This is a genomic window from Pseudomonas sp. zjy_15, assembly GCF_043101865.1.
In the GTDB taxonomy this organism is placed as follows: domain Bacteria; phylum Pseudomonadota; class Gammaproteobacteria; order Pseudomonadales; family Pseudomonadaceae; genus Aquipseudomonas; species Aquipseudomonas putida_Y.
Window position 1 is genome coordinate 123,211 of the sequence record NZ_JBICII010000083.1, and the last position, 13,369, is coordinate 136,579.

The following is a 13,369-nucleotide window of genomic DNA, read 5'->3' on the forward strand; positions in this document are numbered from 1 at the left end:
AAGTGACGCAAAAGTCACGCACATGAAAAAGGCCACTCCTTTCGGAAATGGCCTAAGTCATTGAATATATGGTCGGGACGGAGTGATTCGAACACTCGACCCCTTGCACCCCATGCAGCGCTTCAAAGTCACATAAGCCTATGATTTAAATCATAATTTATGCCGAACCGAAGGGTCCAAAAATAGTGTTTACGAGCGTTTTGCAAACGGTAGAATGCGGCTTGCAGGGGGTGGTTTTGCGCACCATCTCGCGGACCAGGATCGAGGAAATAGCCAACGCCCGCACTCCTAAACTGTCGCTCAGCAGCGTGAGAGCTGTATAACTCTGGCCACCTCAAACCCACCTCGGGTCGCAATCGAAAACCGCTCACCAATCCTGGCGCCAACACGAAATGATCTCCCTAGACCGCATACAGCAGCTTTTCGACAAGTACTATGAATTGATTCGTCTAGAAACCTCCGAATTTGGTGTCAATGCTACGGAGGTTCGCCACCTCCTGGGGCGACTCGGGGAGTTCTATTGCGCACTACAGATCGGCGGGACACTCGCCCACCTCACAAACCAACATGGCTTCGACGTGATCTGCAGTGCTGGCCGGAAAGTAAGCGTGAAAACCACAGCGCAAAAAAGCGGGTTCGTACCAATCGGGAAGTCAACGATCCATAAAGCAGATGACCTGATGATCGTCCAATACCAGGAAGGGATGCTCACCACGGTTTACTACGGCCCAGTCGCAGAAGCAGTATCTGCGGCCAGGTACTATGAGCCCAGCGGCAATTATGAACTGGACATTTCCAAGGCCCGGCGACTAATGGCTACCTTTAAATCCTCTGCCCCGACAGAAATCTCCCTACCCAACTGATATACATACTGATGCGTTAGCCGTTAGTCAGCGGTTTTCAAGACCGTAGTATAAGCGCCCAATCCATGCGGCATCAGGGGCAAATTCGATTCCAAAACCAAGACGAAACGGCACTGCTACAGGCCGCATTCAGCAAGGGCCTAGCGGTGAGTTTTGGAATCGAAAAATGGCATTTTTTGCTGTTGCAGCCTACTGTTTTCCGAGGCACGCTCGATAGCGGCACTGTGCAGCTACACACCTCACCAAGGAGATAGGAATGGGAGCGATTAACCGCAGCGACTTGAAGTATCAGTACAGATGGACAGCTGACAAGGGCGACAACGCGCAGTACACCGGCAAGCTTGACAGAGACAAGGTTGACCGAGATGAGGGGTACGAGGTGCTACATTTCATCAACAGCGTATGCAAAGACAAAGACCAAGCGTTGAAAGCAGAACGCCTGATCAAAACGAAACTTCCAGGTAGTGTCCAAGGCCGTGCGGCCATTTTGAAATGGCTTCAGGATAATTGGAACCAATAGCTCCTCAGCTGGGGCGGGAAACGTGCCCGCCGCAGCAGCTTACAGTAATGCAGCAGTAGTGTGCGATTTAAGCGTCAGGCCGCGTCACAAGCGGCCTGTGCATCGTCCCTATCTAATACAGTTCGGCCAGTTTCAGCGATTTCGGCCCAGTAAAGCCGAGGAGCTTTCGAGCAGTTTTAGACAGCTTCAGCCCCACCCAGGTGCTCTGCCAACCACGGTCCGTCCACACTTGGCATAAAGAAAGTGAGGCAAAGCCGTTGTCTTAAGGCATCATTACCGAGAAGCGGTAATGCTTCAATGTTTGAGACGTGAGTAGTTAGCGCACCGCGTGAAGCAGACGGAAACCCGCCCCGGTCGCCTGTAGACCGTCTTTACGGCGTGCGAAGTATCGGTGATTGATTGCGCTAGAATCTATATTCTCCCTTAAGGTGAAACCGACTGAGCTTAGTAGAGAGCTCATTTCCCCTGGGTCAAAACTTGAGAGCCATGGCTCTCCCATTTGAGCAAACAGATTCGCAGCATGACTTTCAATTGCTCGTTCAATTGGAGGAAGTAGCTCTGGTGAGACCCGATAATCGAAAACTATTTGGCTTCCCTCAGGCAAGGAGGCCAACGACTCTAGCGTTTCGACGATCCGTTCTCTACTGAGATATGGGGTCACGCCAAGCCATGCAACAAAGACGGGTTGTTGCGCTTCCAGCCCGTGTTCAATCAGGCATGGTAGCAATGAGTCTTTTCGCAGGTCACACGGAACATACCGTATCGAGTTGGCGCCTGAACTTAATGCGCCTATTGCTTTTCTTTTTTGCTCTTGGGTAGCGGGAAGGTCTACCTCGAACACGATCAGGCTCTCATGCTCGTTACGTAGCGCATAGGTGTCGAGTCCAGCCCCAAGAATCACATATTGCCGAAGGTCCACATTCTTGGAGTTCAATAGCAAGTCCTCGCTATAGCGGCTACGTGCAACAACGGCTGCCCGCAAAGAACGCATCACGGGCTCATTGAACTGAAACGGATCTTTTTGCAGCATGCTTTGGACGGGTAAAGGCAACACCTCGAACGCATAAGGATCGTCAAAAACGACCGGGTCGTCCAGTAATTGATGGACGGCACGCGCCATTGCCACGCGTAGCGCTGAGGAGGGGCGGTTGGGGAGATCCTTCGAGGTCACAGTAGTGCTCCGGTGAGTGGTTTCGCGAACACTGTAAAGCCTCCCCTTGGCGTGAGGGTCAAGCATATTTCTGAAGGTGCTTGCCAAGCCATTCACGAACGCGTGGAGGGACCGGATGCCCGATCTGCAAGATAGGCTCACAGCGGTAGGCCATCTGGAGCTTTCTGGCGAGTGCGTAATCGCCTCTAGTCATCTTGTTCACAAGTGAGTGGTATTGCGTTATGAGGCCGTCGATTTCCAGCGGACTTGCTGAGTCCCCGGCCTTGCGCAACTGGTCGGCGCGGCGACCGAATTGACCCCACTCCTTGGCGAGTCTTTTATCCAGGCTAAGAATGTCTTCCTCGGTTAGATGACGTCGCAATGCAAACATGCGCAACTCTATGGCTGGAGTGATGTAGGCAAGCAGGTTAGTGTCCAGTCCGACGTGGTCAGGCTGACGATGTTCCTTTTCATGCAGATTGCTCCAGCGCCTTGCCACCTCAATGTCTCCATCCATCCATAGCATTGCTGCATCCATCCAGCGTGCGGCCAAACGCTGGACTTTCGGCTTGTGGTAGTCCAAACCCTGCGTCATTACCACCCGTAGCTCTTCTATCAGGCCTTCGAACAAGTTTCGAGCAAGGGCCCAGCGGCCAAGAATTCTCAGTAGCTCAGCTTCCGTGAACTCTTTGCGATAGTGTTCTAGTAGTGTTACGGCGTTCGGCCAGGGCAAGCGATCGTTAACGATGCCCGCGGTCAGCCCAGCGGCAAGAACAGACAGCTTCTCTCTACGTTGTTTCATCAACGCCATATCTTCATCAATCCGAGAGAGCTGGACTGAAATGGCTTCTATGCTCTGCTGGCTAGTAGTGCTCAGGAGACGTTTGATGCTCTCCAGCGATAGTCCTGTCTCTCGGAGTGTTTGGATTGCGTTGATTTGCTCAACTGCCGACCCAGCGTAGAGACGATACCCGGCCTTCGTGCGTGCAACTGGCTTGATGAGACCTATTGCATCATAGTGATGGAGGGTTCTAATGGTTACATTGCAGCGGCGCGCTAGAGTCCCTACCTGATAGAGTGCTGGTATTTCCATCTACACTAATTTCCCGAATATGTGAGCGGCGTATTATACGAACCATGGAGCAGCGTGCAGCCCATAGCCCTGCCTTCTTTATGGTCGTCGATGAACTGGCCACGCTTCTGGGCGATTCAGATCCTGTTGACCACCCTGATCTTTATGTACTGCGTCATTGCAGAGTTGGCACGAGTCATTGGTCGTGATCGGCTGAAGGTGATGTTCATCGGTCGACTGCCGCCAAAAACTGCTGATTCTACGAAGGGCGCCTGAAGGTCAGATACTGGTTCAGGGAAGATTCTCAGGGGCATGCTCAGATGTCTGCTGCGGGTCCAGGCTGTGTGAAAACCTCCCGACCGATGTGGCTGTTCAAAAAACATCCTAAAAATCGCGCGTCTACGCAAAATCTGGGTCTGCTGAGCCGCCATCTCTCTTCAGATTTCACGTACGAGCGCGATCATCGAAATGCAGCGGGGGTTTTCACACAGCCTGGGTCGAAAGCAGCCGTTCGCGAATGACCGCTTTGGAACTATTGGTTCCACCCCGGCCACCTGATAGCGCTGCTGGCTAATCGAAACTTGCTGTCGCTGCTGTCTTTGCCTCTATGGCTGGCATCTTCTGGGTCAAGAACGCCAGCGCACGAAGGGCTAGCGAAAAGCCTTAGTGGCAGTGACGCTCGCCCGTTTTGTGATTGGTGTGGCAACCTTTGGAGTCGGTACCGCCACTGTGTGCGAAGGCAGCAACCGAGGAGAACGACAGGACTGCTGCGATCACGAGGGAAAGAATTTTCATCAGGCTACTCCATGCTTAGAGTTATAGTGGCAAATTGCCTTACTGAGCATATGGCCAAGAGCATCCTCATAACAATAGTAATTGCCGCGAAGCCGATGAAAGGGATGACTGGTATGGGTCCTGGCTGTGTGTAAACGCAAACGGATCTCTGGAGAGCGCGAGCGTACGTGAAATCTGTAATGGCTTGGTTATTCAGCTAACCCAGATTTCGCGCAGGAGCGCGAAATTCTGTTCGTTTTCTAACCAATCGGATCCCATCGAACGTTTTCACACAGCCTGGGTCGAAAGCAGTCGTTCGTAGAGGCCGATCAAGCCGCCTCACAGGTGCGGTCCAAGTGTAGGTTCTGCTCAGCGGTTTTCAAGACCGTGGTATGAATCCAGAACCCATGCCGCCTGCACTGCGAAATCGGTTACAAAACAAAGACGAAACGGCAGGGCTACAGGCCGCATACTGCAAGGGTCGCCGTTTCGGTTTTGGAATCGATTCTGACCTTATTTCGATGCGCCAGTTGCCCCCCGATATGCCGTAAATTTTCTAGAATCTTGAAGATTGCAGGAGGGGCTCCAATCGAAGATGATGGCGCCTAGCCAATATCATCTTGGGATCTCACGATGGATCGAAATGAGCTCTCGCGCCGCGCGCTTTTACTCTTGATCGTGGGGTTGGTCAGCGAACGAGCGGCCGCTCGAGGCGGTGGCAGAGGCGGCGGACGAGGAGGCGGAAGATCACGGCGCGGTGGACGAGGAAGTGGAGCAGGCGGATTCATCATCCTGTTGATCTTTGCTGCTTTTTGGGGTGTTGCGTGGACGTATGGCAAGCTGTTTGGACGCAAACCGGAAACCCCCGCCGGCAAATCATCTTTACCGGCTCCAGCAAAATTGGCGGGTGCGACATCGCAGGAGCTTATTCCTAGTCCTACTCCCAGGCCTCCTCGTGAGAAATGGGGCGAATTAGGACTTTGCCCACAGTGCGGCAGCGCAATGCGTATACGAACGGCAAAGAAAGGCCGATACGCGGGACGTAGTTTCCTGGGCTGCTCAACTTACCCACGCTGCAGAGGAATTCGAAACACCTGAAATTTGGTCAAGCATGTACCGGCCAAATGCTTCTTCCAGTAATGCAGCAGTAGCGTGAGATTCGAGCCTCAGGCCGCGCCACAAGCGGCCTGTGCATCGCCCCGGTCTAATACAGTTCGCCCAGTTTCAGCGATTTTGGCCCAGTAAAGTCGAGAAGCTTTCGAGCAGTTTTAGACAGCTTCAGCCCCCCACCCAAGTGGTCTGCCAACCACGAGCCGTCCTCCATAGTCCTTCCCCCCTCCTCCCACAGTCCGATATCGACCCATTGCTGCCCTTCAGGAAGGGCAGCTAACGGCCAAAAGCGGTCATAGAGTGCCTAGGAAACTATGGACGATTCAGTATTGGATAGCGTCATGACCATAATTCAAGCGGTAGGGTGTGCCAGAGAGCCAGTAAGAGAGGTGGTAATCGTCACCGTCACAGCTGAGTGATGACTCCATCAGGAGTAGATTGCCAGCTTACCCACAGATGAGTGCACGCTTTATCAATGTTAAAATCGCTCGATTAATCAGGAGCTTGATAAGTGAATGAAACCTTTTGACGAGCTGGTGGCAGAGGCCGAAGCGGCCGATGTGAGTGGCTGGGGCTTTGATTGGCTCAAGGGGCGAGCCAGTGAGGAACGTCCGCCGTGGGGCTATTCGCGGCTATTGGCCCAGAGACTTGCGCATGTGCAGTCGGCGCTGGACTTGGACACTGGCGGCGGCGAGGTACTGGACGAGATGCCTCACTTTCCTCCGCTAATGTGTGCTACTGAAGCTTGGCCGCCTAACGTGCGGAAAGCTCGTGACCTGCTTGGTGTACGCGGTGTGCAGGTTGTAGAAACCGCGGGTGATGCAGCGCTACCTTTTGCCAGTGCGTCGTTCGAGCTGGTCACGTCACGACATCCGGTTCACCCATGCTGGGCTGAGATACATCGCATCCTTCAACCCGGCGGGCATTATTTTGCCCAGCACGTTGGGCCTGCTTCGGCCTTCGAGTTGATCGAACACTTTCTAGGGCCGTTACCTGAGCAGCGGCATCAGCGCGACCCGCAGAGTGAAGCTGAAGCGGCTCGGGCCGCAGGATTGACTGTGATGGATCTGCGTACGGCACGCTGCCGCTTGGTATTCCAAGATGTGGGTGCGGTCGTTTGGATTCTTCGAAAGTGCGTGTGGTGGGTTCCCGACTTTTCCACGAGTAAGTACCAAGATGCTCTGTTGGCGTTGGATCGGCGGATGCGTCAAGGCGACCCTTTTGTCGCGTTCTCGACCCGGCACTTGATTGAAGCACGCCGCTGAAACGGCCTTAAGGGAAAGTAAAGAGAACGGTAGTCTGGATATGAATTGGAGGTAATCGCTCCGCGGTTTTCCGATTTTGCGTGTGGCTGAATGGTGTCGGCGGACGCGAATGTCTGGCGGTTTTCATGCGAATACTCAGTACCAGCACCTTTTGCACCAGCCCATGCAAAAGGATGTACTGAATTGCCCACACGCCTCAACTGGAGCTTGCTAAGCCTGCGGGCAGTCCGCTTTGGCCGTTAGCTGACATCCACGAAGGGCGGCTATGGAGCGATAGCTGTCACTGGCTACCCTGTGCTTTCTCCACATAGCAGCTATTCATAAAGGCGACTCAAGCGACCTCCTCATACTCGATCAGCGCCCACAGCCTCGCCGCCTCGGTGAACTCCAACATGTCAGCCAACTGGTCTTCGTCAACGTCGCTGCGTCGGTGCGCGGAAATCGCGAGCTCGGCAAGCACCGCGGCCCTGCCATCAGGATCGGTAAACAAGGCAGGCTGGTCATTCAGCTCGGCCAGCCAGGCGGACGGCAGGCTTAACATTTGACCGTCCATAGCTGGTCGATCCGTGTCGTATAGGATTGACTCATCATATCCCTCCTCATACCCCAGTCCGGTGTCGCCGGCACGCTGGCGGCCCGCACTGTCCCCCTCCCCCAGCGCTCGTTGATGCCATCCATCACCTGCATCAGCCGGTCACATGCCACCGACTGTTTGAGCGCGAACAAATCCTCTGAGAATTCGCCTGGTTGCCGCAGATCCATCAAAAGCACCTCTGCCTTGCTGTACCGAAAACCTGGCCTGAAGATCCGGCCAACCGCGTCGGTCGCCAGCCTGGTCATCAGCAGCGTGTCGCTGGTGGGGTACGGCAGCTCTACCAATGCCCCTTGAGCGTGGTGCGCTTCATCCGGGTTAAACATCCCGGTGCGGATACTCACGCGCATGCGTTTGCAAACCGATCCTTGGGCCCGGAGTTTTTCCGCTGCGCGGCCTACATAAGTGGCCACCGCCTGCTTGATCGGCGCCAACTCGGTCAGCCGCTTGCCGAACATCCGACTGCAGCAGATTTCCTGCTTCGGGGGTTCAGCCTCGTCCAGCTCTAGGCACGGCGTGCCAGCCAGTTCGCGGGCAGTTTTCTCCACCACCACACTGAATTTCTGCCGCAACGTCCTGGCATCAGCCTTGGCCAGATCCATCGCCGTATGAATGCCCATCGCTTCAAGGTGGGCAGTCATTCGCCGGCCTACGCCCCACACCTCTTTCACTTCGGTATTCCGTAGCACCCAGTCGCGCTTGAACGGATCGGTGATGTCCACCACACCGCCGGTTTGTGCCTGCAGCCGTTTGGCGGTGTGGTTGGCAAGCTTCGCAAGTGTCTTTGTGCCGGCGATGCCAACACCCACGGGGATGCCGGTGCACTGGAAAATCTTGGACCGCAGCTTTCGACCGAACTGGGTCAGGTTTTCCTGAATACCCGATAGATCTGCGAAGCACTCGTCGATGCTGTAGATCTCAGTGGCAGGCACCATCGACTCGATCAGCGTCATGACGCGCTCGCTCATATCGCCGTACAGCGCGTAATTACTGCTGAATGCCATGATGCCGTGCCGGCGTAGCTTGTCCTTCGCCTGGAAATACGGTTCGCCCATCTTCACGAAAGGCTTTGCATCGTATGACCTGGCAATCACGCAGCCATCGTTGTTACTCAGTACGACGATCGGGGTCTTGGCTAGGTCAGGCCGGAATACGCGCTCGCAGCTCGCGTAAAACGAGTTGCAATCAATGAGTGCGAAAACGTGATCACTGCGCATGGTCGCGAACGCTGTAACGCACAACGCCCCATACGACGAGATCATCGCCCTCCATGATGTACCGCGGCGGATACGCCGGATTCTCCGACTTGAGGATCACCACGCCATCGCGTCGATGCAAACGCTTGCACACAGGCTCGCCGTTAACGGCAGCAATGACGACGTCGTCGTGCTCTGCCTCACGGCCTCGATCTACGATGACGAGGTCGCCCGAGTAGATGCCCGCACCTTGCATGCTGTCGCCTTCAACTTTTACCAGATACACATGGGGCGCGCGGAGGTCGAATAGCTCATCTAGGGAAATGTGGCCTTCCAGATGGTCCGCAGCCGGCGAAGGGAAACCGGCCGGGACCTGGAACGAGTACAGCGGTAGCGGTTCGGTACCGCCGGTGGGCGTACCTAGAAATGTGATGGTCATGATGGAAGGTCCAATGCAAACTGTATGCATATACAGTAAATCCGGCATCGGGCGCCCGGTCAATCCTGGGTGGCGAAAATTCTGACGGGCGAGAGGTGGGATATGTGCGGACGGTACTCGATATACGAGTCGATGGATCACTACCTGCGCCAGCTATCGTTGGACCTTGTGGTGATCAACGGCTACGACCATGAGCCGATCAACCGTTTCAACGTGTCACCGTCGACGCGCGTTCAAATTATCCGCCAGGCGGGAGATAGGTGTATGCGGCCAGCGAACACACCTTCAGAAATCCGGAATTAAGGGCGATGGTGTCCGCCTTTTTGAAGGATGTTCTCACGCGGCTGCCGACACAGCGGGCGAGTGAAAATCGACCAGTTGCTGCCGCATGACTGGCAGCCACCTAAACTGGGTTAACTCACTAACCTAAGGACATAGAATGCTCATTGTCTTCAGCGGCCTTCCAGGCACCGGAAAAACGACTATCGCATCTAACCTTGCCACCAGAACAAGTGCCGTGTATCTGCGGATCGATACGATTGAGCAGGCTATTCGAGACTCCGGTGCTCTTGCACAAGACGTTGGGCGGAGCGGGTACATGGTCGCCAATGAGCTTGCTCTAAGCAATCTTCGTTTTGGGAGCACGGTCATAGTTGACTGTGTTAACCCAGTACTAGAAAGCCGAAAGGCGTGGAGCGATATCGCCACACGCTCTGGTGCTCCATTAGTGAACATCCAAGTGATCTGCTCTGATAAACATGAACACCAGCGTCGGGTAGAAACCAGAAAGATTGATATTCCTGGGCTGACTCCACCAACCTGGCAGTCTGTACTGGATCATGAATACGAGGCGTGGGAAAACGCTCCGTTTAAGATAGACACAGCCCTGACGTCTCCTGCGCAGGCGGTGGCCATGATCACCGAACGATTTTTATCCAAGAAGTAGCGCCAGGTTAGACCCAGCCACAATACCTGAGCGGGCGGCGGAGTTCATCGAGGCTGGATGCCGGCCCGCTCAGAATTTTCGCTGGCTCACTGTGAGTAAAGCAGTCGGCAACGTGCGCAACCAAGGGCCAGACCTGATTGAACCGGTCAGTGAGGAGAGCTGCCAGGGCGACCTAAAGCTCTAAGCTGGTAGTCGGTGATTGCCTGGAACTGTGATTCTGCAATCAGACGCAGCCGCTCGACCTCCGAAGGCGAAAGGCCATCGGCTTGGGCTTGGTGGTACCGCTTCAGTGCCTCCACCGCGTCGGCATACATCCGATGATCTGGAGGCAGTAGTCTTGACGTATCAGTCACAAGCGGACCTCATCGGCAGAAAGCATCACTGGATAGTATCAGGCGCCTGGCCAGCTTTGATCAGCTGAAAATCGATCACGGCATGGTAGAGAGAGTCACCTAACAGGCGCAGGCGCTCCAGCTCTTTCGCAGGCGCGCCGTTAGCTTCAGCTGCTCGGAGCTCCCGGATCGCATCGATCGCCTGCTGAATTAGCGGCTCGCCGGCCTCGACCGTGCCGATGAAGGTACGCTTAACCACTTCCATCTTCCTATCAGTAGGTCACCACATCTTAGCTCGTTGTATGCCATCGAGCTCCCCCCCAAACTCGCCCAGCCCCGTCAATCAGAACAGCTGGCCAAGCTGTGCTGGCTCCCAGTTCATAATCACCAGCTCCCCAGTGACATCGGCCTGGCCATGCCGCTGGTTCGTGGTGGTGTATCGGATATCTAACCGCTCGAAGTGGAACCCGTCGAAGGCTGCTCGAATGTCTGGATGGTCATTGATGCTCACCATCACCCTGCCTCTGCAGGTGCGCATGAATTCGGCCATGCGCTCATATTGATCGAACTGGAAGTCGACCCCATAGCCTGCGGTCTGCCAGTAAGGCGGGTCCATGTAGAAGAACGTGTGCGGTCGATCGTAACGCTCAGCGCAGTCGAGCCATGACAAGTTCTCGACGTAGGTACCGGCCAGTCTTTGCCAGGCTGCAGAGAGGTTCTCCTCTATGCGCAGTAGGTTGATGGCAGGGCCGGTGGTGGCGGTACCGAATGTCTGCCCAGTAACCTTTCCGCCGAAGGCGTGCTGCTGCAGATAGAAGAAACGGGCGGCGCGCTGGATATCGGTCAGCGTCTCCGGTCTCGCCATCTTTTGCCACTCGAAGATCTGCCGTGACGACAGCGCCCATTTGAACTGCCGGACAAATTCCTCCAGGTGGTTCTGCACTACCCGGTACAGGTTGACCAGATCGCCGTTGAGATCATTCAAGACCTCCACAGGAGCGGGTTGTGGGCGCATGAAGTAGAGGGCAGCGCCACCGGCGAAGACCTCAACATAGCATTCATGAGCGGGGAAAAGCGGGATCAAGCGGTCGGCCAGGCGGCGCTTGCCGCCCATCCACGGAATGATTGGGTTAGTCACTTTGCAAACCTTTACTGTATGGATGAACAGGTGCTAGGCTCGCCGTGCTTTGTGCACAGAGCGGGAGCCTTGGCTGGGCTTGCAGGTATGGTCTGCGGGTTCGGCGGTCAGCAGGGATGTTGACGCATCCCCGGTGGCCGCTCTCTTTGCATGAGGCCTTCGAATTACTAGTGAGCGCTTACTGACGCTCGCTTTGCGACTAGTGCGTCATGCTCACGGGCGCATTGTTCACCGGCGATCCTGGCTCGGTCATAAGCCTGCGCCAGCTCTCGATTCGTTTCGACAGACCGGCTGAGCAGGTCGGAGAGCACCATGGCGGCGCGGGTGGCTGTCTCGCCTCTGGCGATAGCGGCGGTATCCGTGCCGGGGCAACTGACGGCGTCAGCGAGATGGGAGGCTTCACTGCGCAGCCGCTGGCCAGCAGCATCGGCGTCAGCAGCGCCAGCATCAGCAATCGTTCGTTCTTCCAAGGCATCTGCTCTCACCTCCTCGCGCACGTTGGCGCGGCGTTGTTCTTCCTGTCGAGCGCTTCGCTCACCGATAACTTCCGCGAGACGGTCGCCACTGTCGCGCGTAGCAGACGCCTGGCCCGCTTGGGCAAGCTCGACTGAGCGACCGTGCTCATAGGCCGCCAAATGCGAGACCAGCAGCACCAGCCCTACCGCGACGCCGACCCACGGGCTCATGAAGCCAGGGCCCGCCGTACGCCCTCGTCGATCACCTCGGCCTTGTAGGGGTTACCGCCGTTCTCATGCACGATGATGCCTAGGACAGCCTCACGCAGAACGGCGCGCTTGGAAATGTCGATGGAGTCGCGCACCCCGACCCCGAGCCGCTTGGCGATGGCCTGCGCATAGGCCAGGGTGTTGTTCTCGCTGGCCGGCGCCCAGCGGCTGATGAACTCCAGCGGGGTATCGATACCAGGGCGACCCACACCGGGCATGCCGTCCTTACCTCGGTAGTTGAGCAGCAGCTTGCCCAAGGCGCGAATGCCGTTCTCGGCCTGGTCAAAGCGGGCGAAGCGCGGGCTGGCCACGCCCACCTCCAAGCCAAGCTGGCCCTGCCAAGCGTTGCGGGGGTTGAAATCGATGTTGCCCGGGTTGTTATTGCGAACGCCGCGCGGTGTGGACATGGTTTCTCCAGACGAAAGAAAGCCCGCGCATGGCGGGCGGCATGAATTTCAGGCGCAAAAAAACCGCTCAAGGCGGTCGTGTGAACTGATCAGGCTTAGACGGTGATCCCGCGTCTCGCGGCGTAGGCCCGCAGGTCAGCTACGGTGGTCTGGATTTCCGTCTCGGTGAGGGCAACGCTATGCCCTTGGAACACAGCAACGTCACATGCCCCAAGAAGGTTGGTCTGACCGCTACCGATCCTGATCTTGCCAGTCGCCAACCGTCGCGGCAGCGATGCCGAGGTCGTTTGGGTCAGCCCGCTGGTGAGGTCGCGCATCACAACAGCCGTAGGGGTAACCTGGATCATGTACAGGCCCCACAGGTTCGCCACCGCCGGTTTGGTCACGCCAGCCAGGACGTTGGTGTTGGTTCCGGCGTCCGAGCCATAACCTGCAGTTGCGGTGATGCGGTTCAGTGCCGAGAGGTAGATGCTCACACCGTAGGCGGCGCCGCCATCACCAGCCTGACCCTGATAGTTGCCCAGGAACATGGGCCGATCGGCCGCAACCGATCCGTCGGCCGCCGTTCTGGCGATGACGAACATGGTCATGGACTCGGATTCGGCCATGGCAGTTTCGATGAGATTCACCGTGCCCTTGCAGCTCAAGTAAGCCGCTTGAGGTACCGGCGCTCCCACCACCTTGCTTTGCCCCTTGCCGGGAGCGAAATTTCGACCAGCCTTGGTCAGGCTAGTATTCAAGAAATGCACCGCTTCAAGCCCGCGACGAACCGGAGCGGCGTATTCAGTTGCCACGCTCTCGGCATCAACGCCCTTTGCGACCAATCGGACACCCATTGTT

General features: G+C 56.2%; 17 protein-coding genes. 6 read left to right on the forward strand and 11 right to left on the reverse strand.

Annotation, left to right across the window (positions count from 1 at the left end; genetic code table 11):
• Nucleotides 1-392 precede the first annotated feature (392 nt).
• Both ACF8EF_RS15300 and ACF8EF_RS15305 read left to right on the forward strand, forming a co-directional pair.
• On the forward strand, nt 393-863 hold the full coding sequence (locus tag ACF8EF_RS15300) for a DUF6998 domain-containing protein (protein WP_392462267.1): 471 nt from the start codon (nt 393-395) through the stop codon (nt 861-863).
• A 256-nt stretch (nt 864-1,119) separates the two neighbouring features.
• A complete protein-coding gene (locus ACF8EF_RS15305; protein WP_392462269.1) occupies nt 1,120-1,383 on the forward strand; it encodes a hypothetical protein in 264 nt (87 codons plus the stop codon).
• A 316-nt stretch (nt 1,384-1,699) separates the two neighbouring features.
• Here the strand turns inward: ACF8EF_RS15305 and ACF8EF_RS15310 are convergent, their stop codons facing one another.
• Both ACF8EF_RS15310 and ACF8EF_RS15315 read right to left on the reverse strand, forming a co-directional pair.
• On the reverse strand, nt 1,700-2,554 hold the full coding sequence (locus ACF8EF_RS15310) for a class I SAM-dependent methyltransferase (protein ID WP_392462271.1): 855 nt from the start codon (nt 2,552-2,554) through the stop codon (nt 1,700-1,702).
• Between the two features lie 58 nt (nt 2,555-2,612).
• Entirely contained in the window at nt 2,613-3,626 is a 1,014-nt protein-coding gene (locus tag ACF8EF_RS15315; protein WP_392462273.1) for a MerR family transcriptional regulator, read from the reverse strand.
• Nucleotides 3,627-3,680: 54 nt separating this feature from the next.
• Between ACF8EF_RS15315 and ACF8EF_RS15320 the strand changes: the two genes are divergently transcribed.
• Nucleotides 3,681-3,881, forward strand: coding sequence for a hypothetical protein (locus ACF8EF_RS15320; RefSeq protein ID WP_392462275.1), 201 nt, complete (start codon nt 3,681-3,683; stop codon nt 3,879-3,881).
• A gap of 387 nt (nt 3,882-4,268) precedes the next feature.
• Here ACF8EF_RS15320 and ACF8EF_RS15325 read toward each other — a convergent pair whose 3' ends face one another.
• Nucleotides 4,269-4,400 carry a YHYH domain-containing protein gene (locus ACF8EF_RS15325; RefSeq protein WP_196178041.1) on the reverse strand — a complete coding sequence of 44 codons (132 nt, stop codon included), beginning with the start codon at nt 4,398-4,400 and terminating at the stop codon, nt 4,269-4,271.
• A 612-nt stretch (nt 4,401-5,012) separates the two neighbouring features.
• Here ACF8EF_RS15325 and ACF8EF_RS15330 point away from each other — a divergent pair.
• Nucleotides 5,013-5,477, forward strand: coding sequence for a topoisomerase DNA-binding C4 zinc finger domain-containing protein (locus ACF8EF_RS15330; protein ID WP_392529137.1), 465 nt, complete (start codon nt 5,013-5,015; stop codon nt 5,475-5,477).
• A gap of 527 nt (nt 5,478-6,004) precedes the next feature.
• On the forward strand, nt 6,005-6,754 hold the full coding sequence (locus ACF8EF_RS15335; protein WP_392529138.1) for a class I SAM-dependent methyltransferase: 750 nt from the start codon (nt 6,005-6,007) through the stop codon (nt 6,752-6,754).
• Between the two features lie 331 nt (nt 6,755-7,085).
• Here the strand turns inward: ACF8EF_RS15335 and ACF8EF_RS15340 are convergent, their stop codons facing one another.
• Genes ACF8EF_RS15340 through ACF8EF_RS15350 form a run of 3 tightly spaced genes read right to left on the reverse strand, consistent with a single transcriptional unit; the run spans nt 7,086 to nt 8,981 of the window.
• On the reverse strand, nt 7,086-7,295 hold the full coding sequence (locus ACF8EF_RS15340) for a hypothetical protein (protein WP_392462279.1): 210 nt from the start codon (nt 7,293-7,295) through the stop codon (nt 7,086-7,088).
• Nucleotides 7,289-8,563, reverse strand: coding sequence for a Y-family DNA polymerase (locus ACF8EF_RS15345; RefSeq protein ID WP_110160055.1), 1,275 nt, complete (start codon nt 8,561-8,563; stop codon nt 7,289-7,291). The genes ACF8EF_RS15340 and ACF8EF_RS15345 overlap by 7 nt, the downstream gene beginning before the upstream one ends.
• Nucleotides 8,553-8,981, reverse strand: a complete 429-nt coding sequence (locus ACF8EF_RS15350) for a LexA family protein (protein ID WP_392462281.1) — start codon at nt 8,979-8,981, stop codon at nt 8,553-8,555. The genes ACF8EF_RS15345 and ACF8EF_RS15350 overlap by 11 nt, the downstream gene beginning before the upstream one ends.
• Before the next feature lie 439 nt (nt 8,982-9,420).
• Between ACF8EF_RS15350 and ACF8EF_RS15355 the strand changes: the two genes are divergently transcribed.
• The gene (locus ACF8EF_RS15355; protein WP_392462283.1) at nt 9,421-9,927 is read left to right on the forward strand and encodes an AAA family ATPase; all 507 of its coding nucleotides are present in this window, start codon (nt 9,421-9,423) and stop codon (nt 9,925-9,927) included.
• Between the two features lie 378 nt (nt 9,928-10,305).
• Here ACF8EF_RS15355 and ACF8EF_RS15360 read toward each other — a convergent pair whose 3' ends face one another.
• From ACF8EF_RS15360 to ACF8EF_RS15380, 5 genes are all read right to left on the reverse strand, one after another.
• A complete protein-coding gene (locus tag ACF8EF_RS15360) occupies nt 10,306-10,524 on the reverse strand; it encodes a hypothetical protein (protein ID WP_392462285.1) in 219 nt (72 codons plus the stop codon).
• Between the two features lie 78 nt (nt 10,525-10,602).
• Entirely contained in the window at nt 10,603-11,397 is a 795-nt protein-coding gene (locus ACF8EF_RS15365; RefSeq protein WP_392462287.1) for a DNA adenine methylase, read from the reverse strand.
• Between the two features lie 167 nt (nt 11,398-11,564).
• Nucleotides 11,565-12,083: a DUF2514 domain-containing protein gene (locus ACF8EF_RS15370; RefSeq protein WP_392529139.1), complete on the reverse strand. Its 519-nt coding sequence runs from the start codon at nt 12,081-12,083 to the stop codon at nt 11,565-11,567.
• Nucleotides 12,080-12,529: a structural protein P5 gene (locus tag ACF8EF_RS15375; RefSeq protein WP_392529140.1), complete on the reverse strand. Its 450-nt coding sequence runs from the start codon at nt 12,527-12,529 to the stop codon at nt 12,080-12,082. The genes ACF8EF_RS15370 and ACF8EF_RS15375 overlap by 4 nt, the downstream gene beginning before the upstream one ends.
• 95 nt (nt 12,530-12,624) lie before the next feature.
• Nucleotides 12,625-13,365: a hypothetical protein gene (locus ACF8EF_RS15380; protein WP_392529141.1), complete on the reverse strand. Its 741-nt coding sequence runs from the start codon at nt 13,363-13,365 to the stop codon at nt 12,625-12,627.
• Nucleotides 13,366-13,369: the final 4 nt, after the last annotated feature.

What these genes read in the sequence shown, in the direction of transcription:
- ACF8EF_RS15375 (WP_392529140.1), bottom strand. Translation starts at nt 12,529, where the DNA reads ATGTCCACACCGCGCGGCGTTCGCAATAACAACCCGGGCAACATCGAT.
- ACF8EF_RS15300 (WP_392462267.1), top strand. Translation starts at nt 393, where the DNA reads ATGATCTCCCTAGACCGCATACAGCAGCTTTTCGACAAGTACTATGAA.
- ACF8EF_RS15340 (WP_392462279.1), bottom strand. Translation starts at nt 7,295, where the DNA reads ATGTTAAGCCTGCCGTCCGCCTGGCTGGCCGAGCTGAATGACCAGCCT.
- ACF8EF_RS15325 (WP_196178041.1), bottom strand. Translation starts at nt 4,400, where the DNA reads ATGAAAATTCTTTCCCTCGTGATCGCAGCAGTCCTGTCGTTCTCCTCG.
- ACF8EF_RS15360 (WP_392462285.1), bottom strand. Translation starts at nt 10,524, where the DNA reads ATGGAAGTGGTTAAGCGTACCTTCATCGGCACGGTCGAGGCCGGCGAG.
- ACF8EF_RS15370 (WP_392529139.1), bottom strand. Translation starts at nt 12,083, where the DNA reads ATGAGCCCGTGGGTCGGCGTCGCGGTAGGGCTGGTGCTGCTGGTCTCG.
- ACF8EF_RS15335 (WP_392529138.1), top strand. Translation starts at nt 6,005, where the DNA reads ATGAAACCTTTTGACGAGCTGGTGGCAGAGGCCGAAGCGGCCGATGTG.
- ACF8EF_RS15380 (WP_392529141.1), bottom strand. Translation starts at nt 13,365, where the DNA reads ATGGGTGTCCGATTGGTCGCAAAGGGCGTTGATGCCGAGAGCGTGGCA.
- ACF8EF_RS15315 (WP_392462273.1), bottom strand. Translation starts at nt 3,626, where the DNA reads ATGGAAATACCAGCACTCTATCAGGTAGGGACTCTAGCGCGCCGCTGC.
- ACF8EF_RS15355 (WP_392462283.1), top strand. Translation starts at nt 9,421, where the DNA reads ATGCTCATTGTCTTCAGCGGCCTTCCAGGCACCGGAAAAACGACTATC.
- ACF8EF_RS15305 (WP_392462269.1), top strand. Translation starts at nt 1,120, where the DNA reads ATGGGAGCGATTAACCGCAGCGACTTGAAGTATCAGTACAGATGGACA.
- ACF8EF_RS15345 (WP_110160055.1), bottom strand. Translation starts at nt 8,563, where the DNA reads ATGCGCAGTGATCACGTTTTCGCACTCATTGATTGCAACTCGTTTTAC.
- ACF8EF_RS15350 (WP_392462281.1), bottom strand. Translation starts at nt 8,981, where the DNA reads ATGACCATCACATTTCTAGGTACGCCCACCGGCGGTACCGAACCGCTA.
- ACF8EF_RS15330 (WP_392529137.1), top strand. Translation starts at nt 5,013, where the DNA reads ATGGATCGAAATGAGCTCTCGCGCCGCGCGCTTTTACTCTTGATCGTG.